Here is a 19,928-nt window from a genome sequence, read left to right as displayed (position 1 = left end):
CCTATTGATCGAACAACCGCGAACAATGGAGCATCGTGTCTGAGACAACGCCCGCCACTCCCCGTCGCCCGGGTGAAAACGCCCTGGCCGCGCTGGGCTATGCGGCTCCGGCGGACGATCCCGCCGACGCTTCCCCGCACGCCTTCCCAGACGGCGGCACCTGGCGCACCGAGATACCCTCCGTCGAGGGCCCCGAGGCCGTGCACACGGTCCTCAAGGAGGCCGCCCAGCTGGGCGTTCCGGTCCACCGCATCAGCCAGGGCAGCGGCGTGTGGATGCTCACCGACGCGGAGATCACCGAGATGGTCGACGCCTGCAACCAGGCGGACGTCGAGCTCTGTCTCTTCACCGGCCCGCGCGGCACGTGGGACATCGGCGCCGGCACCCGCACCGCGTCCGGCGGCGCCGGCCTCCGCGCCCGCGGCCACGGCGCGGTCGCCGGCTGCGTCGAGGACGCGCTGCGCGCCACCGAACTGGGCGTCAAGTGCCTGCTCGTCGCCGACGAGGGCGTGCTGTGGCTGCTCCACCGGCTGCGCGCGCAGGGCGTCCTGCCGGCCGACACGACGTTCAAGGTCTCGGCCCTGATCGGCCCGGTGAACCCGGCGGCGGTCGCGGTCCACGAGGGCCTGGGCGCCGACTCGGTCAACATCCCCTCCGACCTGACGCTCGAACACCTGACGGAGATCCGCCGGGCGACCCGGGTGCCGCTCGACTTCTACCTGGAGGCACCGGACGACCTGGGCGGCTACGTCCGCATGTACGACATCGCGGAACTGATCAGACGCGGCGCGCCGATCTACCTGAAGTTCGGCCTGAGCAAGGCGCCCGGCATCTACCCGGTCGGCGGGCACCTGCGCGACGTCACGCTCGAGACGGCGAAGGAGCGCGTCCGCCGCGGCCGGCTCGCCCTCGACCTCCTGACCCGCCTCGGCGCGAACACCAACATGGCCACGCTCGGCTCCCGCCTCCCCGGCGACCTGCGCCGCTTCACGCTGCCGCAGGCCGACTGACGCCTGGCGCCTGGCGCCTGGCGGCGCGGCCTTGGCCGCCACCGCGGACAACTCCACAGCGCGTACGAGCAACGGCGCACCACGCCCACGGTCCGGCGCGGGACGCGGCTTCGCGCCGCAGGCACCACCGCAAGCACCGGCCCAGCCCGAGCCGACGCCCCCACCGGCGCCGCTCGCAGCTCACCGCCGGCACGCACCACCGGCGCTCCAGCGCCGCACGCACCACCGCACAGCCCGGCCGCGGGCCGACGCCGCCAGGCGCCGAACACGGCCAAGCACCGCCCGCACCACCGGGCCACGGCCCGGCGCCGGACGCGGCTTCGCGCCGCAGGCAACACCGCACCACACGCACCACCGCACAACCGGCGCCCACGGCGCCGAACGCACCACCGCACGAGCCGGCCCGGCCCGAGCCGGCGCCCCCAGGGGCGCCGCTCGCGGCTCGCCGCCGGCAGGCACCACCGCACCACGTACCACTGCGGCCACGCACCACCCGCACCACCCGGCCAAGAACCGGCGCCCCGGGCGCCGTTCGCGGCCAAGCGCCGCAGGCACCACGGCAAGGCCGGCGCCCCCCGGGGCGCCGGACGCGGCTTCGCGCCGCAGGCACCACCGCACAACCCGGCCGCGGGCCGGCGCCGCCAGGCGCCGCACGCCGGCCGGGCTCCGCAGGTAACAGCCGTAGCCGGAAGGACGTGAGCACCGATGTTCCGTGCCCGATTCGCCGCCCGAGGCGCCGCCACAGCCGCCGCCCTCGCCCTCACCCTGGTCGCCTGCGGCCAGGATTCCGAGGGCGGTTCAGAACCAGACCGAGACCCCGACGCCGAGGGCGGCACCGTCGGCATCGCGATGCCCACCCGCGAGTCCGAGCGGTGGATCGCCGACGGCGAGAACATGGTCGAGCAGTTCGAGGAGGCCGGCTACGAGACGGACCTCCAGTACGGCGAGAACCAGATAGAGCAGCAGATCAGCCAGATCGAGAACATGATCGCGCAGGGCGTTGACCTGCTGGTGATCGCCGCCATCGACGGCGCCTCGCTCGGCAACGCGCTGCAGCAGGCGGCCGACGCCGACATCCCGGTGGTGGCGTACGACCGGCTGTTGATGGAGACCGAGAACGTCGACTGTTACGCCTCCTTCGACAACGAGCGGGTCGGCGCGTTGCAGGGCCAGTACATCGTGGACTCCCTCGGCCTGACCGAGGGCGGCGACGAGAGCTTCAACATCGAGCTGTTCGCCGGCTCGCCGGACGACAACAACACCCGCTACTTCTTCCAGGGCGCCATGGGGGTGCTGCAACCCTTCCTGGACAGCGGCCAGCTCACCGTCCGCTCCGGCGCGACGGAGCTGAACGCGATCACCACCGAGCGCTGGTCGGGCTCGGAGGCGCAGGAGCGGATGGACGACCTGCTGACCGCCGAGTACCGCTCCGAGCGGCTCGACGCCGTCCTCTCCCCCTACGACGGGATCTCGCTCGGCATCATCGCCGCGCTGAAGAACGTCGGCTACGGCACCGCCGACCAGCCGCTGCCGGTGGTGACCGGGCAGGACGCCGAGCTGGCCTCGGTCCAGTCGATCATCGCGGGCGAGCAGACGCAGACCGTCTACAAGGACACCAGGGAGCTGGCCGCGCAGGCGGTGGCCATGGGTGACGCGCTGCTGCACGGCGAGGAGTGCGAGGCCAACGACACCGAGTCCTACGACAACGGCGTCAAGGTGGTGCCGGCCTTCCTCCTCGACCCGGTGAGCGTCGACGCGGAGAACTACCAGATCCTCGTCGACGAGGGCTACTACACCGAAGAGCAGCTGGGCTGAGCCACCATGACCGAGCACGTGTTGGAGATGCGCGGCATCACCAAGACCTTTCCCGGGGTGCGCGCCCTGGACGGGGTCGGTATGTCCGTCGCCCCCGGTGAGATCCACGCGATCTGCGGGGAGAACGGCGCCGGCAAGTCCACGCTGATGAAGATCCTCAGTGGCGTGCACCCGCACGGGAGTTACCAGGGGGAGATCCGCTTCGAGGGCGAGCCCTGCGTGTTCCGCGACATCAGGGACAGCGAGCGGCGCGGGATCGTGATCATCCATCAGGAGCTGGCGCTGGTCCCGCACCTGTCGATCGCGGAGAACGTCTTCCTGGGCAACGAACGGGCCAACCGGGCCGGGGTGATCAACTGGACGGACACGTTACGGGAGACGGAGCGGCTGATGCGCCGCGTCGGCCTCACCGAGGAGCGGCCGACCACGACCATCGCGGAACTCGGGGTTGGCAAGCAGCAGTTGGTGGAGATCGCGAAGGCGCTCGCCAAGCGCGCCAGGCTGCTGATCCTGGACGAGCCGACGGCCGCGCTCAACGACGAGGACAGCGCCAAGCTCCTCGACCTGATCGTGGAGTTCAGGGAGCAGGGGATCTCCTGCATCCTGATCTCGCACAAGCTGAACGAGATCCGCCGGGTCGCCGACTCGGTGACGATCCTGCGGGACGGCCGCACCATCGAGACGCTGCCGGTGCGGGCCGCACAGGGCGCGCCGGCCGAGGTCTCGGAGGACCGGATCATCCGCGCCATGGTGGGCCGGGAGTTGACGCAGTTCTACCCGACCCGCACCCCGTACACCGGGGAGTTGGCGGGCGAGGTGGCCATGTCGGTGTCGGACTGGACGGTCCGGCACCCGCTGGACCCGGCCCGCCGGGTGGTCGACTCCGTCTCGTTCGAGGTGCGGCACGGCGAGATCCTCGGCATCGCCGGGCTGATGGGCGCCGGCCGCACCGAGCTGGCGATGAGCCTGTTCGGCCGCTCCTGGGGCAACTACGAGCGCGGCAGCGTCTCGATGGGCGGCCGGCCGGTCTCCACCAGGTCGGTGTCGGAGGCCATCGAGCGCGGCCTGGCCTATGTCACGGAGGACCGAAAGACCTACGGCCTCAACCTGATCGACACCATCAGCCGCAACATCTCGATGGCGGCGCTGCCCAGGGTCGCCAGGCGCGGCCTGGTGGACGGCCACGCCGAGACGCGGGTCGCCGAGCGTTTCCGCGCCTCGATGAACATCAAGGCGCCCACCGTCTTCGAGCAGGTGGGCCGGCTCTCCGGCGGCAACCAGCAGAAGGTGGTGCTGTCGAACTGGATCAACGCCGAGCCCAGGGTGCTGATCCTGGACGAGCCGACCCGCGGCATCGACGTGGGCGCCAAGTCCGAGATCTACACGGTGATCGACCAACTGGCCGCCGAGGGCAAGGCGGTGATCGTCATCTCCTCCGAGCTGTCCGAACTGCTCGGGATCTGCGACCGGATCGCGACGATGGCCGCCGGCCGGCTGACCGGCGTGCTGGACCGCGCGGACGCCGACCAGGAGTCGCTGATGCGGTTGATGACCAGGACCGAGACGGTGTCCGGAAGCGAGGAACGGTGAGATGAGCCAGGCCACCCTGGGCAAGAACCCGACCGGCGACACGCCGGGCGGCGACGGGGCGAACGGCGGCATCCGTCAACTGCCGTCGCTGATGCGCAACGCGCTGCGCAACAACATGCGCCAGTACGGCATGCTGATCGCCCTCGCCGTGCTGCTGCTGGTCTTCCAGATCTGGACCGGCGGCGACGTGCTGCTGCCGCGCAACGTCAGCAACATCATCAACCAGAACGGCTACATCCTCATCCTGGCCATCGGGATGATGATCGTCATCATCAACGGGCACATCGACCTGTCCGTCGGGTCCATAGCGGGCTTCAGCGGGGCCGCGGCGGCCGTGCTGATCCTGGAGTACGACCTGCCGTGGCAGGTCGCGGTGCTGCTCTCGCTGCTGATCGGCGCCGTCATCGGCGCCTGGCAGGGCTTCTGGATCGCCTATGTGGGACTACCGTCCTTCATCGTCACCCTGGCCGGCATGCTGCTGTTCCGCGGGGCCACCCGGATCCTGCTGGAGGGCCGCACCTGGTCGGGCCTTCCGCAGGGCTTCCAGGACATCAACCAGGGCTTCCTGCCGGAGGTCGGCCCCGAGACCAACTACCACAACCTCACGGTGTTGTTGGGCCTCGCGGTGTGCGCCGCGGTGGTGGCGCAGGAGTGGCGGCGCCGCTCCCAGCAGCGGCAGTACGAGCTGACGGTGCTGCCGTTCAGCCTGTTCGTGCTGCGCTGCGCGGCGCTGGTGGCCGCCGTGCTGGCGTTCACCCTCACCCTGGCCAGCTACCGGGGCGCGCCGGTGGTGCTGCTGATCCTGGGCGGCCTGCTGGTGCTGCTCGGCTTCGTGATGCGGAACTCGGTGTTCGGCCGGCACGTGTACGCGCTGGGCGGCAACCGGGCGGCGGCCGAGCTGTCCGGCGTGAAGTACCGGCGGGTCACCATGGCCGTCTTCATCAACATGGGCGTGCTGTCGGCGCTGGCCGGCATCGTGTTCACGGCCAGGACCGGCACCGCCACCACCGGCGCCGGCAACCTCTTCGAGCTGGAGGCCATCGCCGCGTCGTTCATCGGCGGCGCCTCGATGAGCGGCGGCGTCGGCACGGTCCTCGGCGCGGTGATCGGCGGCCTGGTCCTCGGCGTGCTGGACAACGGCATGCAGCTGGTGGGCGTCGGCGAGGACTGGCAGCAGGTGATCAAGGGCCTGGTGCTGCTGGTCGCGGTCGCCTTCGACATCTGGAACAAGCGCCGCGGCCTGTCGGGCCGCGGCTGACCTCCGGGCGTCGGCCCGCTCACACCCCCCGCCCGGGCCCGTGCCGGGGCGGGGGGCTACCGTCGTGGGATCTTTTCGTCCCCTGCGGCTGAGGAGCACATTCGTGGAAGATGAAGCGCCGTGGTCCGAGGTGTTCGGCCGGCTGGCCGACGGCGCCGAGGTGCGCCGTTGGACGCTGGCCAGGGGCGGCACCCGGCTGCGGGTGCTCGGCTACGGCGGGATCGTGCAGTCCCTCGAACTGCCGGACCGCCACGGCGAGTCGGCCAACGTCTCGCTCGGCTTCGACAGCCTTGAGCCGTACGCCGCCGGCCGCTCCCCCTACTTCGGCGCGCTGATCGGCCGCTACGGCAACCGCGTCGCCCGGGGACGCTTCACGCTGGACGGGCGGCCCCACCAGCTGCCGCTCAACGACGGCCCCAACAGCCTGCACGGCGGCGAGATCGGCTTCGACCGCAGGCTCTGGGAGGTCACCCCGTCGGGGCCTGCCACCCTCACGCTCCGGCTGACGAGCGAGGACGGCGACCAGGGCTACCCCGGCACGCTGCGGGTCGAGGTCGACTACACGCTCACCGAGGACGGCGCCTTCCGCATCGACTACCGCGCCGAGACCGACGCGCCCACCGTCGTCAACCTCACCTCGCACACCTACTTCAACCTGGCCGGCGAGGGCTCCGGCACCGTCCACGACCACCGCCTCGGCCTGGAGGCCGGCCACTACACGCCGGTCGACGCCACCCTCATCCCCGAGGGGCCGCCGGCCCCGGTGGACGGCACCCCGTTCGACTTCCGCCGGGCCAAGCCGATCGGCCGCGACCTGCGCCAGGCCCACCCGCAGCTGCTGCGCGCCCAGGGCTTCGACCACAACTTCGTCCTCGACAAGGGCGCGACGGCCGAGCCCGAGCGGGTGGCGACGGTCTACGAGCCGGGCTCGGGCCGGTTGATGACGGTGGCCACCACCGAGCCGGGGCTGCAGTTCTACAGCGGCAACTTCCTGGACGGCACCCTGGCCGGGCCCTCGGGCCGCGTCTACCGGCAGGGCGACGCGCTGTGCCTGGAGACCCAGCGCTTCCCGGACTCCCCCAACCGTCCCGACTTCCCCTCCACGGTGCTGCGGCCCGGCGAGGTGTACCGCTCGACCACCGTTCACTCGTTCGCCGTACGGTAGCCGGCGGGCCGCCCCGGCCGTTGGTGTAGTGGACGCATGACGTCCTCGCCCTTCGGCCGGCCCCGCGACCCGTTCGCCGAGCTGCTCGACCGCTTCTTCGGCACCTCGCCGGCGGCCGCGCCGCCGCGGGTGCAGCGGGTGCCCATCGGCCGGCTGCTGTCCGAGGCGGCCCGGGAGCTGATATCCCGGGCCTCCGAGCGGGCCGCCGCGGACGGTGTCGAGGACCTGGACACCGGCCACCTGCTGTGGGCCTGCACCCAGGTGGAGCCGGCCCGGGGGCTGCTCGCCGAGGCCGGCGCCGACCCCGACCGGCTGGCCGAGACGGTCGCCGAGGCGCTGCCGGGCGCCGGCGCCGAGCCGTCGGCCGAGCCAGGTCTGACGCCGGCCGCCAAGCGTGCCCTGATCGCCGCGCACGCCCGTTCCCAGGCGGCGGGCATCTCCTACATCGGGCCGGAGCACATCCTGGCCGCGCTGCTCGAGGAGCCGGGCTCGGGCGCGGCCCGGCTGCTCGACGAGTCGGGGGTGCCGACCGGCGCCGGCCTCGGCCGGCCGGATCCGGGCCGGCAGCCGGCCGACCGGTCGGAGAGCACCACCCCGACGCTCGACCGTTACGGCCGCGACCTGACCGGCGAGGCGCGCGCTGGGCGGCTCGACCCGGTGGTGGGACGGGCCGAGGAGATCGAGCAGACCGTGGAGGTCCTCTCCCGCCGCACCAAGAACAACCCGGTGCTGATCGGCGAGCCCGGCGTCGGCAAGACCGCGATCGTCGAGGGCCTGGCGCAGCGCGTCGTCGCCGGGGACGTGCCGGACACGCTGCGGGACAAGCGGGTGGTCGCCCTCGACCTGACGGGCCTCGTCGCCGGTTCCAAGTACCGGGGCGAGTTCGAGGAGCGGCTGAAGAACGTCATCGACGAGGTCCGGGCCGCCGAGCACTCCACCGTCCTCTTCGTGGACGAGCTGCACGCGGTGGTCGGCGCGGGCGCCGGCGGCGAGGGCGGCGCGCTGGACGCCGCCGACATCCTCAAACCGGCCCTGGCCCGCGGCGAGTTGCACGTGGTCGGCGCCACCACGATGGACGAGTACCGGCGTTACGTGGAGAAGGACGCGGCCCTGGAGCGGCGCTTCCAGCCGGTGACCGTCCCCGAGCCGAGCGTCGCCGAGACCATCCAGATCCTGGAGGGGCTGCGGGACTCCTACGAGGCACACCACCAGGTCAGGTTCACCGACGAGGCGTTGGTGGCCGCCGCCGAGCTCTCCGACCGGTACGTCTCCGACCGCTTCCTGCCCGACAAGGCCATCGACCTGCTCGACCAGGCCGGCGCCCGGGTCAGGCTCACCTCACTCGGCCGCTCCACCGAGGTCACCGGGCGCCGCGACCGGATCGCCCGGCTGCACCGCGAGAAGGACCAGGCGATCGCGGCCGAGGACTACGAGCACGCAGCCGAGCTGAAGCGGGAGATCGCCCGCGTCGAGGGCGAGTTGGCCGGCATCGAGGAGCGCCGCGAGGGGGTGCGGGAGGTCACCGCCGACGACATCGCCGAGGTGCTGTCCCGGCGCACGGGCATCCCCGTCAGCCGGCTCACGGAGAGCGAACGCGAGCGGCTGCTGAAGCTGGAACGTGCCCTGCACGACCGGGTCGTCGGCCAGGACGAGGCCGTCACGGCGGTCGCGGAGGCGGTGCGGCGCAACCGCGCCGGGATGGGCGACCCGGAACGGCCGGTCGGCTCCTTCCTCTTCCTCGGCCCCACGGGCGTGGGCAAGACGGAGCTGGCGAAGGCGCTGGCGGCGCTGCTCTTCGGCGACGAGGACCGGCTCGTGCGGTTCGACATGAGCGAGTTCCAGGAACGGCACACCGTCTCCCGGCTGATCGGCGCCCCACCCGGCTACGTCGGCCACGAGGAGGCGGGACAGCTGACGGAGCGGGTGCGGCGGCAGCCGTACAGCGTGCTGCTCTTCGACGAGGTCGAGAAGGCCCACCCGGACGTCTTCCACACCCTGCTCCAGGTGCTGGACGACGGCCGGCTGACGGACGGCCAGGGCCGGACGGTCGACTTCCGCAACACGGTGGTCATCATGACCAGCAATCTGGGCGCCCAACGGATCCTGGCGCACCACGGCCGCGCCGAGGAGGTTCGGGACGAACTCCTCGCCGACCTCGGACGCCACTTCCCGCCGGAGTTCCTCAACCGGATCGACGAGACCATCGTCTTCCACCGGCTCTCGCCCGGCGAACTCGACCAGGTGGTCGACCTGTTGCTGGAACGCAGCCGCCGCCGGGTGCGCGCCCAGGGCATGCGTCTGGAGGTGACGGAGGACGCCCGCCACCTGCTCGCCGAACACGGCCACCAGCCGGAGTTCGGCGCCAGACCACTGCGCCGCACCATCCAGAGCGAGCTCGACAACCAGCTGGCCTCCCTGCTGCTCAGCGAGGAGGCCCACCCGGGCGACACGATCATCGCCGACACCCGCGACGGCCACGTCACCTGCGCCGTGGCCCGCGAACAGGACGCGGAGGCCGCTGCCGCGGCCGAGTCGGAAGGCTGGCCCCCAGCGGGCGCCTAGCCGGCCGGGCCCGACCACGGGCCCGCTTGCGGCCGGAGCGAAGCGGGCATCGGTGCCCGAGCGCACGGACAGGTCCGCCGCCACGCGGCGGCCGGCACCGGCGAAGCCGGAAAAGACGCGCCCAGCACAGCGGGCCACAGGCCGGCGGAGCCGGGCGGGGAAACCCACGCGGAGCGCGCCGCACCGGCCGCCGCCCTGGCGGAGCCGAAGAGGGCGGGCGGGTGGGGCAGACTCCGCGCAAGGCGCGTGCCACCCGCCGCGCGGCGGCCGGCACCGGCGAAGCCGGAAAAGGCGCCCCCTCGGCGCGAAGCGCGCAAGGGCCGGCGCGCCAAGCGCAACGGGCCCCACCCCAGCGCAGCCGGAAAGCGCGGGCGGGTGGAGCAGGCTCCGCGCGAAGCGCGTGCCACCCGCCGCGCGGCGCCCGGCCCCGGCGAAGCCGGAAAAGGCGCCCCCGGCGGAGCCGGTCCGCGCCGGCCGCTACGCGGCGGCGGGCCTCGGCGCAGCCGGAAAGGGTGGGCGGGTGGGGAAAAACCCGCACGGAGCGCGGAGCGGCTCCGCCGGTCAGTCGTCGTGGTCGCCGCCGCAGCACGGGTGCGGGTCGGGGAGTTCGAAGGGGACGTAGACGCCGCCCCGCGCAGGGGCCACGCGGAGGAGCAGCCGGCCCCCGCGGAGCTCAGGACGCACGTGGCCGCGGGTGTCCAGCCGCGCGGACGCGTCCGGGACCGCGCCGCCGAGCGCGACGGCCGCGTCGATCGCGGTGCGCGCGAAGAGCTCCGCCAGCGTGAGCGTGCCGGTCAGACCGGCCGAGCCGGGGAAGTACACGGCCCGCGCGCCGTCCCGGCCGTGCGCGGCGAGCGCCGCCACCGCCGCGGCCCGGTGCTCGGCCGGGCCGGTGACCCGGCCGTCCTCGCGGGCGACGGCCACCTCGCCCGGCAGAGCGGCCACGGCCCCGGCCGGGTCCGGCAGCTCGACGGAGAGCGCCAGACCCGGCTCGGGGGTGCGCACCACATGGGTGCGGGCGTGCGCACCGGCCGGCAGCGGGAGTAGTTCGGCCAGCCGGTGCGCGAGGTGGTCGACGCCGCGCAGGCCGCGGCTGCCGTCCGAGAGGCCGAGCAGGGTCACCGCGGCAGCACCCAGACCGGGTTGGAGTAGAACCACAGGTCGCGCCACGGGTCGGCGTCGCCGAGGACGTCGAGGGCCGGCCCGTTGGGGTCGACGGCCGCGCCGTTCAGGCCCACCTGCGTGCGGTTGCCGTCGGTGCCCCGCACCCGCAGGAAGAACGGGCGGTCGACGCGGCCGAGTCGGTACTCGAGGGTGACGCTGCCGGTGGACTTGTTGACCTCGAAGGACTTGGCCACCCGGGTGTCCGGCGTGTGGAACACGTCCTTGTCGGAGACCGGGCCTGTGACCTCGCCGCGGATGACGTCGACGCGGGCCAGCTTCGGCACGAACTGCGCCCAGTTGGGGCCGTTGGCCAGCGCGATCTCCAGCGTGAGGGTGACGTCGGTGCCGCGCCGCACGGAGAGCGAGCCGCCGAGGGTGACCGACTGGCCGCCGCCGCGCAGCTGGGCGTTGAGGCCGGAGATCAGGCCGCCGTGGTCCACCCAGACCCGGCCGGCGCGCAGCCCGTCCATGACGGCGGCGTAGGAGAAGCCGGCCGAGCCGACGTGGGTGCGGCTGTACTGGCCCGGCCAGTAGTCGCCGGCCTCCAGGTCGAACGCGCCGCCGTAGACCGGTGCGTCGTGGTAGCCGTTGCCGTTGAAGTCGGTGCCCTCGGGGCGCACGGCGACGTCGCCGTAGACGCTGTGGGAGTCGGAGTTGGCGGTGATCCACCACGGCTTGCCCTCGGCGAGCAGGCTGTCCCAGAGGCCGCCGACGGTGGCGGTCATCCAGTCGAAGCCGCCCCAGGTGCGGTAGCTCTCGGCCGGGTAGCCGGGGAAGGAGCCGCTGCCGGGGCTGGAGTCGTAGTAGCCGCGGCCGCCGCCGGGGCCGTGCGGGGCGGCGATGCCGGCGGCCTGGTGGCCGGGGGCGCCCTCCATGCCGAGCGCGATGCGGGGCTGGGCGTCGCGCCAGCCGCGGATCTCGTGCGGGGAGTCGATGCCCTTGCGCGAGGGGTGGTGGGCGAACATCATCGCGTCCCGCACCTTGCGGCGCTGGACCTGCTCGGCGAGGAAGTTGAGCCCGGAGATGGCGAGGGCCTCGTTCTGCGGCGTGGAGCCCGTGGCGTTCCTGACGGCGCCGTCGTAGTCGGTCTCGAACTGCTTGAGGACGGAGACCTCGTTGTCGCCGGGGTGCACGAAGACGGTGGCGTGTTCGGCGGCCGGTATGTTCCACTCCAGGCCCTGGAAGACCAGCGTCTCGTCGAACTCGTCGCGGGCGGCCCTGATGTCGGGGTTGACCTTCTCGACGCCGATCCGGGAGTGGTTGACGGAGCCGTGGTCGGTGATGACCATCCAGTCGAGGCCGTGCCGGGCGCCCTGGCGGACCTGGTCGACGACCCGGTACTTGCCGTCGGAGCTGTACTGGGTGTGGATGTGGTGGTCGCCGGCCAGCCACAGCAGCCGGCCGCCGCCGTTCCCGCTGTTGCCGGCGCTGCCCGCGGTGGCGTTGCCGAGCAGGTCGCCGGCGGCGGCCGCGCCGGTGCCGGCGAGCACGCTGGCGCCGGCCACCCCGGCGCCGAGCAGGCCGGCGCGGCGCAGCATGGAGCGGCGGGACAGCTGGTCCGGGCTCAGCTCGCTGTCCGGCACGTTGACGTCCATGGCCGCCGGCAGTGGTCTGGACTCGGCCTCGTGGTCGTGGCCGTGGTGGTGGTCGTGACCGCGGTGGTGATGGTGGCCGTGGCCCATCGTCGCTCCCCTTGGGGTGTTTCGCCGGTTTCTCGTCTTCTCGGCGGGCACTCTTCAGGCAGGAGATGAACGGAAGGTGAGCCTTGAGGGACATCGACCCACCGGGTCCCTTTCCGGTGGGTCGGCGTCTCATGCGTGCGGATGTCAGGCCAGCCGGATCACGTTCCAGGACAGCGGTTCGAGGGTGGTGCGCAGCACCTCGCCGTCCAGGGTGGTGCCGGTGGCCGGGTGCGGGGTGACCCGGTCCGGCCGGGCGGCGGTGTTGCGGGCGTCGGGGTCGGCGTCGGCGAGCACGCTGTGCTCCACGACCTCGCCGAGGCCGAGGCCGCGCAGGGTGACCTCGAGCGGCAGCGTCTCGGTCTGGTGCCGGTTGACGGCGAAGACGGTGACGGCGCCGGTGGTCTCGTCGCGGACGGCGGTGGCGTGCAGCAGGTCGACCTCGCCGTACTTGGCCGTGGTGTGTCGGGGGCTCTCGGCGCGGACGTCGAGGACGGTGCCGCGGCCGTGCGCGGAGGCCTGCGCGAAGGGGTGGAAGGTGGTCTGCCGCCAGGCGGCGCCGCCGGGCTCGGTGGCGATGGGGGCGATGACGTTGACGAGTTGGGCGAGGCAGGCGACCTTGACGCGGTCGGCGTGCCGGAGCAGGGCGATGAGCAGCGAGCCGAAGACGACGGCGTCGGTGACGCTGTAGTTGTCCTCCAGCAGGCGGGGCGCCTCGGCCCAGTCATCGCCGCGGCCCTCGCCGGAGAGGGTGGGGGCGCTGCCGTCCTGGTACCAGACGTTCCACTCGTCGAAGGAGAGGTTGATGGTCTTCTTCGACTTCAGCCGGGCCCCGACGTGGTCGCAGGTGGCGACGACGTTCTCGATGAACGACTCGGTGTCCACGGCGGAGGCGAGGAAGGAGTCCCGGTCGCCGTCGCGCTCGTAGTAGTAGGCGTGCAGCGAGATGTGGTCGACCAGCTCGTAGGAGTGCTGGAGGACGGTGGACTCCCAGGCGGCGAAGGTGTCCATGGCCTGCGACGAGCTGCCGCAGGCGACGAGTTCGACGTCGGGGTCGATCTGCCGCATGGCGCGGGCGGTCTCGGCGGCGATCCTGCCGTACTCGTCGGCGGTCTTGTGGCCGGTCTGCCAGGGTCCGTCCATCTCGTTGCCGAGGCACCACAGGCGGATGTCGTAGGGGTCCTTGTCGCCGTGGGCCGCGCGGAGGTCGGAGAGCGCGGTGCCGCCGGGGTGGTTGGCGTACTCCTGGAGCTCGATGGCCTCGGCGACGCCGCGGGTGCCGAGGTTGATGGCCATCATGGGCTCGCCCTGGATCTTGCGGACGAAGTCGACGAACTCGCCGAGCCCGAACTGGTTGGTCTCGGTGGACCGCCAGGCGAGGTCGAGCCGGCGCGGCCGCTGGTCCTTGGGGCCGACGCCGTCCTCCCACTTGTAGCCGGAGACGAAGTTGCCGCCGGGGTAGCGGACGACGCTCACGCCCAGCTCCCTGATCAGCTCCAGCACGTCCCCGCGCAGCCCCGCCTCGTCGGCGGTGGGGTGTCCTGGCTCGTAGATGCCGGTGTAGACGCACCGGCCGAGGTGTTCCACGAACGAGCCGAACAGCCGCGGGTCAACGGCCGAGACGGTGAAGTCGGGGTCGAGCGTGAAGCGGGCGGTGTGCGATGTCTCGCTCATGCGGGTCCTTGCTCCGTCAGGCAGATTTGTTCGTGATATCGAACGTCGATCGTTACTTCGAACAGTGAACCTAAGGCTCGAACGACCCGCCGGTCAACGGGTTGTTCGCTCGCCCCTCCTTCACTGCCCCGCCAACCCCGTGTGGGCGACACCCCGCACGATCTGCCGCTGGAAGAAGGCGAAGACGACCAGCAGCGGCAGCCCGCCGATGATCACCGAGGCCATCACCTGGGCGTAGCGGACCCCGTAGGTGGACTGGACGTTGACCAGGCCGACCGGCAGCGTCATCGCGTTGGGGTCGGTGGTCACCAGGAACGGCCACAGGAAGTTGTTCCAGGTCTGGATGAAGGTGAAGATCGCCACGGCGGCGAGCACGGGGCGGGAGAGCGGCAGCACGATGGTCCAGAACACCCGCCAGCGGCCGGCGCCGTCCACGTAGGCGGCCTCCTCCAGTTCGCGGGGCACGCCCTCGAAGAACTTCACCAGGATGAACACCATGGCGGGCGCGGCGACCTGCGGCAGGATGACGCCCCAGTAGGTGTCGACGAGGCCCAGCGAGACCATCTCGGCGAACAGCGGGGCGATCAGCACCTGCGGCGGCACCATGATCCCGGCCAGCACCAGGCCGTAGAGCACCCGCCGGCCACGGAACTCGGTGCGGCTGAAGCCGTAGGCCGCCATGGCGGTGAGCGCCACGGTGAGCAGCGTCGTCATGGAGGCGATGTAGGCGGTGTTGAACATCCAGCGGGTGAGGTCGCCCGACTCCCAGACCGCCCGGTAGGCGTCCAGGGTGAGGTACGAGCCGATCCACTGCAGACCGGTCTCGGTGGTCTCGCTCTCCGGCTTGAACGAGGTGGCCAGCGCCCAGGCGAGCGGCAGCAACCACAGCAGGGCGAGCAGCAGCGCGCAGCCGAGCATGGCGAGCCGCCCGGGGGTCCACCGCACCCGGCGGCCGGCCGCCGTCCCTTCCACCAAAGCGCTCATGCCGTGTCCTCCTTGTTCGCTTCTCCGCCCGCGTGGCCACGCGCCGGCATCTCGGATGTGCGCGGCCCGACTGCCGCGTGCGGGACGCTCACGAGTTCCCCTCCCGCCGCCGCCGGGTGACGCGCAGGTGGATCAGCGAGACGACCACGATCAGCGCGAAGAAGATGTACGAGATCGCCGACGCGTAGCCGACCCGATAGCCGGTGAAGCCGGCCTGGTAGACGTACTGGAGGATGGGTCGGGTCGACTCGTCCGGGCCGCCGCCGGTCATGATGTACACCTGGTCGAAGATCTTGAGCGAGGCCAGGAGTTGCAGCACGAGCACCACGCCGGTGGTGGAGCGCAGCTGCGGCAGCGTGATGTGGCGCAGCCGGTGCCAGGCACCGGCGCCGTCCAACTCGGCCGCCTCGTAGAGGTGTTGCGGAATGGACTGCAGGGCGGCCAGGTAGAGCAGGAAGTTGAAGCCGACGGTCCACCAGATGGTGGTGATGACGATGGAGATCATCGCGTAGCGGGTGTCGGTGAGCCAGCCGATGCCGGGGTGCAGGCCGAACTCGGCGAGGAGTTGGTCCGCGAAGCCGAAGTCGGACGGGTAGATCACCCACAGCCACAGCAGGCAGACCACGCCGGACGGCAGCAGGAACGGCGCGAACCAGCTGAGCCGCCACAGCCAGGCGACGACCCGCAGGTGGTGCGCGAGCAGCGCGAGCACCAGGCCGACGACCACCAGCGGCACCGTGGACAGCACGGTGAACCACAGGGTGTTCCAGAGCGAGGACCACACGTCGGGGTCGGTGAGGGCCTCGGCGTAGTTGTCGAAACCGATGAAGTCGGCCCGGGTGCCGGCGACGTCGGCGTTGGTCAGGCTCATCCTGATGCCGGAGAGCAGCGGCCAGATCAGGAAGAGGGCGTAGACGACGAGGAAGGGCAGGGTGAAGACGAGGCCGTGCTCGGTCCAGTGGCGGCGCACGGTGGCGGACGCCGGTCGATTCCCGACGGTGGCCGGCTCGGTGGTCGGCTCGGGCGGCGCGGTGGTCGTCATGCGGTCTCCCCGAACGGGCTTGGGGTGTCCAGGAGTTGCTGGAGCCGGGACCTGGCCTCGGCCAGCGCGCCCTCGGGGGTGCGGGTGCCGAGCAGCACCCCGGAGAGAACGGCGCCGAGTTCGAGCCAGAGCGGGGAGGCGGAGCCGGCGAACCAGACGCGCGGGTCGAGCACCACCTCGTCGATCACCTCGCGGTACTCGGACTGCGGGCGCATCGCCAGGTAGTCGGGCTCCTCAAGGGTGGGGAGGTAGGCGGGGACGTGGCCGCCGGCGGCCCAGTCGACGGAGTGCTTGAGCATCCAGGCGACGAAGGCGTGGGCCGCCTCGTTGGAGGCGCCGCCACGCCCTCTCTGGTGCGGCAGCACGAACGCGTGGCAGTCGGCCTGGGTGGCGGCGGTGCCGAAGAGGTTGGGTATCCGGGCCATGGAGAACGGCAGCCCGTTGTTGGTGTAGGTGGTGACCTCCCACTCGCCGTTGAGGAAGAAGCCGGTCTCGCCGGCGGCGAAGATGCCGACCGCGCCCGGGTAGTCGGCGCGCTCCACGCACAGGCCCTCCTGGGTGAGCCGCCGCATGTAGTCGAGCACGGTGAGGGCCTTGGCGTCGTCGATGGCGATCCGGGTGCCGTCCTCGGTGAGCAGTTGGCCGCCGGTCTGGGCGTAGAAGGCGTTGAACATCCGCCAGGGGCCGATGGTGTCGGCGCCCAGGGTCTCGGCGACGAGGCCGGGGCGGCCGGTGACCTCGCCGGCGGCGCGCACCGCCTCGGCGAAGGCGTCGGCGCCCTCGATGGCGCGGAGCCGCCCGTCGCCGTCGAGCAGCCCGGCGCGCTCGCAGACGTCGGTGTTGTAGTAGAGGACCAGCGGGTGGGTGTCGAGCGGGACGGCGTACAGCTCGCCGTCGACCATGCCGCGCTGCCACAGGTCCGCGGGGAAGTCGGCCTCGGTGATGCCGTGTTCGGCGAGCAGGTCGAGGTCGAAGGGGTCGAGGAGCCGGCCGGGGGCGAAGCCGGCGAGCCGCGCCAGGTGCAGGGCGGCGACCTCGGGGGCCCGGCCGCCGGCGCCGGCCATGCCGAGCTTGGTGTAGTAGGGGGAGCCCCAGGAGAGGGTGGCGGCCTGGAGGTCGAGGTCGGGGTGCTCCGCCTGGAAGGCGTCGAGCATGGCGGCCATGTTGGCGCCGTCGCCGCCGCCGAACAGGTGCCAGTAGCGGAGCCTGGTCTGTCCCGAGCCGGCCCCGCTCGGGGCCGCGCAGCCGGCGGCGGCGAGGGCGGTCAGGGCGCCGAGCCCGGCGAACGAGCCCAGCATCCGTCGTCTGCTGGGTCCGGGAAGTGGCGGCACGGGTGGCGGTACGGATGGTGGTGTCATGCGGCTTACCCATCCCTCATTCGTAATCCCGAACGTAGATCGGAGATACGAACGTGAACGTAGGGGTGGCCACCGGACGAGGTCAACGGTCGTGCAGTAGGGGATTTACGGAGCGCCCTGGCGGGCCCGCCGGCACCGGGCCGGCGGGCTCACGGCGCGTCAGCCGGCGAACGCGGGCTGCGGCAGGCCACGGCCGGCGCCCGGCAGGACCAGGACGGAGCCGGCCAGCGGCTCGGCGCCCGGGTCGGTGCCGACGCTGGCCGTGGTGATGTAGAGGTCGGTGAGGTCCCGGCCGCCGAAGGCGCAGGCCGTCGGCCTGGAGGCCGGCACCTCGACGACGCGGTCGAGCTTGCCCTCGGGCGTGAAGCGGAGCACCGCACGGCCGTCCCAGAACGCGACCCAGACGCAGCCTTCGGCGTCCACCGTCAGGCCGTCCGGGTAGCCGGCGAACTCCGAGGTGTCCACCAGCGGCCGACGGTCGCGCCCACCGCCGTCCTCGGTCACGGTGAGTACGTCGACCCGCCGCGTCGGGGTGTCGACGTAGTACACCAGCGAGCCGTCCGGGCTCCAGCCGGTGCCGTTGCTGACCGTGACCTCGGGCAGCAGCACGGTCGCCGCGCCGTCCGGCGCGACCCGGACCAGCGAGCCGCCGCCTGGACGCTCGTCGTAGCGCATGCTCCCGGCCCACAGCGCGCCGTCCGGCGCGACCGCCGCGTCGTTACCCCGACGGCCGGGCACCGCCTCGTGACGCAGCCAGGAGAACCCGCCCGCCTCGTCGTAGAGCCCGATGCCGTCCCTGAGGTTGACCACGAAGCCGCCGCCGGCACGCGGCTTGGCGGCGCCGACGTGCTGCTCGGTGGGGAGCACGGTGCGCCGGCCGGTGGCCGGGTCGAAGAGGTTGATCCGCGAGGCCAGGATGTCCACCCAGACCAGCCGCTCGGCCGCCGGGTCCCAGGTCGGCCCCTCTCCCAGGTCGGCCCGCGCCCGTATCGCGATCTCCAGACCGTCCGCCACCATGCCCGTCCTCTCTCCTTGGGTTGGCCCCCGGCCCGTCAGCCGTGGTGGCCCAGCCGCTCGGACAACTGCCCGGCGCCCTTGACCGCCAGGTCGGCCAGCTCCGCCTGGCGCTCCTCGCTCCACCGGATCATCGGCACCGAGACGCTGAGCGCGGCCACCACGCGGCCCGCCCGGTCGCGCACCGGCGCGGCGACGCAGCTCACGTCCGGGTTGGACTCGCGCTGCTCGGAGGCGAGCCCGCGCTCCCTGATCTCGTCGAGCGCCGCCCGCAGCGCGTCGGGCTCGGTGATGGAGTGGGGCGTCATGGCCCGCAGCTCGCCGGCGGACGCCAGGCGCTCCGCGAGCTCGTCCGGCGGCAGCGAGGCCAGCAGCATCTTGCCGACCGCCGTGCAGTGGGCCGGCAGCCGGCGGCCGGCCGCCGAGACCATGCGGACCGCGTGGGTGCTGTCCACCTTGGCGATGTAGATGACGTCGGCGTCCTCCAGGACGGCCACGTGCACGGTCTCGCCGCAGGTCTCGGCCACCGCGCGGGCCACCTGCTGCCCCTCGGCGGCGAGGTCGAGCTGCTCGGCGTACCGGCTGCCGAGCTGGTAGGTGCGCACCCCGAGCCGGTAGCGGCCCGGTTGCTCGGGCACCGGCACCAGGTAGGAGCGGGCCGCCAGCGTGGTGACCAGCTCGTGCACGGTGGTGCGCGGCAGCTGGAGCCTGCGGGTGATCTCCGGTGCGGAGAGCGTGCCGTCCCCGTCGAGAAAGAGCTCCAGTATGTCCAACGCCCGGCTGACCGCCGGCACGCGACGCCCCATGCCCCTCGCCCTCCCGGCACTCGTCCGTTCGAGATCCCGGGCGAATTCCGGAATCTCGAACATAGCTAACCAGCCACGGTGACCGTGGGCAATGGCCGGGAGGCTCCGGCTACGACTCGTGCCAGGCGTCGACGTCCTTGCCCGTGGCCCGATCCCGCACCGAGCGTAGCGTGTCGGTCACCGAGCTTGGCACCCTGCCCGCGGTCCGGTCGGCCATGACCCCCGCCGCCCGGCCGGCGACCTGCAGGCCGGCCTGCGAGGCGCTGTCCACCGTGTTCCGCACCGTCGGGTTACGCCGGGCCCGGTCCGCCGCCTCCCGCAGCTGCTCGTACCGCTCCCGCCCCGCTCTGGCCCCCAGCACGTACCCGACGGCCAGACCCGCGATGAAGATGAGCTTGCGCATCAGACGCTTCCCTTCGTCGGACTTCCCGATCTTCTCCTGACCCGTAACGGCCCTGGCAACCGGGTGGCCCGGATACCGATTTCAACGCACCCCCTCACATGCGCTAATGTAAGCGGCGCGCGGAGGACGCGCCCCCGGGATCCGGGCGGCCGACCCGAGCGGAGCAGTCCCCTGTAGCTCAATTGGCAGAGCAGCCGGCTGTTAACCGGCAGGTTACTGGTTCGAGTCCAGTCGGGGGAGCGCCACACGAAGGGCCCCCTCCAGGGGCCCTTCCTTCGTTCGGCGACTTTCTCCGGCTTTCTCTCGCGTCCCGCGTGCATCTCTTGACCGCCATCGGGAACCGATCACTCCATGCCCGCAGTCACAGCCCACGTACGAGCACCCCGACCCGCGCGGGAGATCGT

15 protein-coding genes and 1 tRNA gene are annotated in these 19,928 nt (G+C 72.4%); 7 read left to right on the top strand and 9 right to left on the bottom strand.

The annotated features are described in order from the left end of the window. The first annotated feature begins 35 nt into the window (after positions 1–35). The 6 genes from ACFWI8_RS13415 to ACFWI8_RS13390 all read left to right on the top strand — a co-directional run bounded on the left by ACFWI8_RS13415 (position 36) and on the right by ACFWI8_RS13390 (position 9,400). On the top strand, positions 36–1,010 hold the full coding sequence (locus ACFWI8_RS13415; RefSeq protein WP_387089795.1) for a hypothetical protein: 975 nt from the start codon (positions 36–38) through the stop codon (positions 1,008–1,010). Positions 1,011–1,715: 705 nt separating this feature from the next. Then, positions 1,716–2,825 (top strand): multiple monosaccharide ABC transporter substrate-binding protein, encoded by a 1,110-nt coding sequence (chvE, locus tag ACFWI8_RS13410; protein ID WP_387089792.1) that lies wholly within the window; start codon positions 1,716–1,718, stop codon positions 2,823–2,825. Between the two features lie 6 nt (positions 2,826–2,831). After that, positions 2,832–4,415: a multiple monosaccharide ABC transporter ATP-binding protein gene (gene mmsA, locus ACFWI8_RS13405; protein WP_387089790.1), complete on the top strand. Its 1,584-nt coding sequence runs from the start codon at positions 2,832–2,834 to the stop codon at positions 4,413–4,415. A gap of 1 nt (position 4,416) precedes the next feature. Further along, positions 4,417–5,673: a multiple monosaccharide ABC transporter permease gene (mmsB, locus tag ACFWI8_RS13400; RefSeq protein WP_387089787.1), complete on the top strand. Its 1,257-nt coding sequence runs from the start codon at positions 4,417–4,419 to the stop codon at positions 5,671–5,673. Positions 5,674–5,776: 103 nt separating this feature from the next. Then, positions 5,777–6,838 carry an aldose epimerase family protein gene (locus tag ACFWI8_RS13395; protein WP_387089784.1) on the top strand — a complete coding sequence of 354 codons (1,062 nt, stop codon included), beginning with the start codon at positions 5,777–5,779 and terminating at the stop codon, positions 6,836–6,838. A gap of 36 nt (positions 6,839–6,874) precedes the next feature. After that, a complete protein-coding gene (locus ACFWI8_RS13390; RefSeq protein ID WP_387089781.1) occupies positions 6,875–9,400 on the top strand; it encodes an ATP-dependent Clp protease ATP-binding subunit in 2,526 nt (841 codons plus the stop codon). 561 nt (positions 9,401–9,961) lie between these two features. Here ACFWI8_RS13390 and ACFWI8_RS13385 read toward each other — a convergent pair. From ACFWI8_RS13385 to ACFWI8_RS13345, 9 genes are all read right to left on the bottom strand, one after another. Further along, the gene (locus ACFWI8_RS13385; protein ID WP_387089778.1) at positions 9,962–10,522 is read right to left on the bottom strand and encodes a hypothetical protein; all 561 of its coding nucleotides are present in this window, start codon (positions 10,520–10,522) and stop codon (positions 9,962–9,964) included. After that, positions 10,519–12,246, bottom strand: coding sequence for a PHP domain-containing protein (locus ACFWI8_RS13380; protein ID WP_387089775.1), 1,728 nt, complete (start codon positions 12,244–12,246; stop codon positions 10,519–10,521). The genes ACFWI8_RS13385 and ACFWI8_RS13380 overlap by 4 nt, the downstream gene beginning before the upstream one ends. A gap of 144 nt (positions 12,247–12,390) precedes the next feature. Then, on the bottom strand, positions 12,391–13,917 hold the full coding sequence (locus ACFWI8_RS13375) for an alpha-N-arabinofuranosidase (protein WP_387089773.1): 1,527 nt from the start codon (positions 13,915–13,917) through the stop codon (positions 12,391–12,393). Positions 13,918–14,037: 120 nt separating this feature from the next. Continuing rightward, positions 14,038–14,901 carry a carbohydrate ABC transporter permease gene (locus ACFWI8_RS13370; RefSeq protein ID WP_387089771.1) on the bottom strand — a complete coding sequence of 288 codons (864 nt, stop codon included), beginning with the start codon at positions 14,899–14,901 and terminating at the stop codon, positions 14,038–14,040. Positions 14,902–14,989: 88 nt separating this feature from the next. Continuing rightward, positions 14,990–15,943, bottom strand: a complete 954-nt coding sequence (locus ACFWI8_RS13365; RefSeq protein WP_387089768.1) for a carbohydrate ABC transporter permease — start codon at positions 15,941–15,943, stop codon at positions 14,990–14,992. Beyond that, entirely contained in the window at positions 15,940–17,241 is a 1,302-nt protein-coding gene (locus ACFWI8_RS13360; protein WP_387089765.1) for an extracellular solute-binding protein, read from the bottom strand. Before ACFWI8_RS13360 ends, ACFWI8_RS13365 begins: the two co-directional genes overlap by 4 nt. Positions 17,242–17,460: 219 nt before the next feature. Then, positions 17,461–18,318 carry an SMP-30/gluconolactonase/LRE family protein gene (locus ACFWI8_RS13355; RefSeq protein ID WP_387089762.1) on the bottom strand — a complete coding sequence of 286 codons (858 nt, stop codon included), beginning with the start codon at positions 18,316–18,318 and terminating at the stop codon, positions 17,461–17,463. Positions 18,319–18,353: 35 nt separating this feature from the next. Further along, positions 18,354–19,121, bottom strand: a complete 768-nt coding sequence (locus tag ACFWI8_RS13350) for an IclR family transcriptional regulator (protein ID WP_311599333.1) — start codon at positions 19,119–19,121, stop codon at positions 18,354–18,356. 109 nt (positions 19,122–19,230) lie between these two features. Beyond that, on the bottom strand, positions 19,231–19,524 hold the full coding sequence (locus ACFWI8_RS13345; RefSeq protein WP_387089760.1) for a YtxH domain-containing protein: 294 nt from the start codon (positions 19,522–19,524) through the stop codon (positions 19,231–19,233). 167 nt (positions 19,525–19,691) lie between these two features. Between ACFWI8_RS13345 and ACFWI8_RS13340 the strand changes: the two genes are divergently transcribed. Further along, positions 19,692–19,764, top strand: a tRNA-Asn gene (locus ACFWI8_RS13340). Positions 19,765–19,928: the final 164 nt, after the last annotated feature.

The organism is Streptomyces sp. NPDC127098 (genome assembly GCF_042722465.1).
GTDB classification, from domain to species: Bacteria; Actinomycetota; Actinomycetes; order Streptomycetales; family Streptomycetaceae; genus Streptomyces; species Streptomyces millisiae.
Note: the sequence above shows the minus strand (reverse complement) of the source record. Positions and strands in the feature narration are given on the sequence as shown.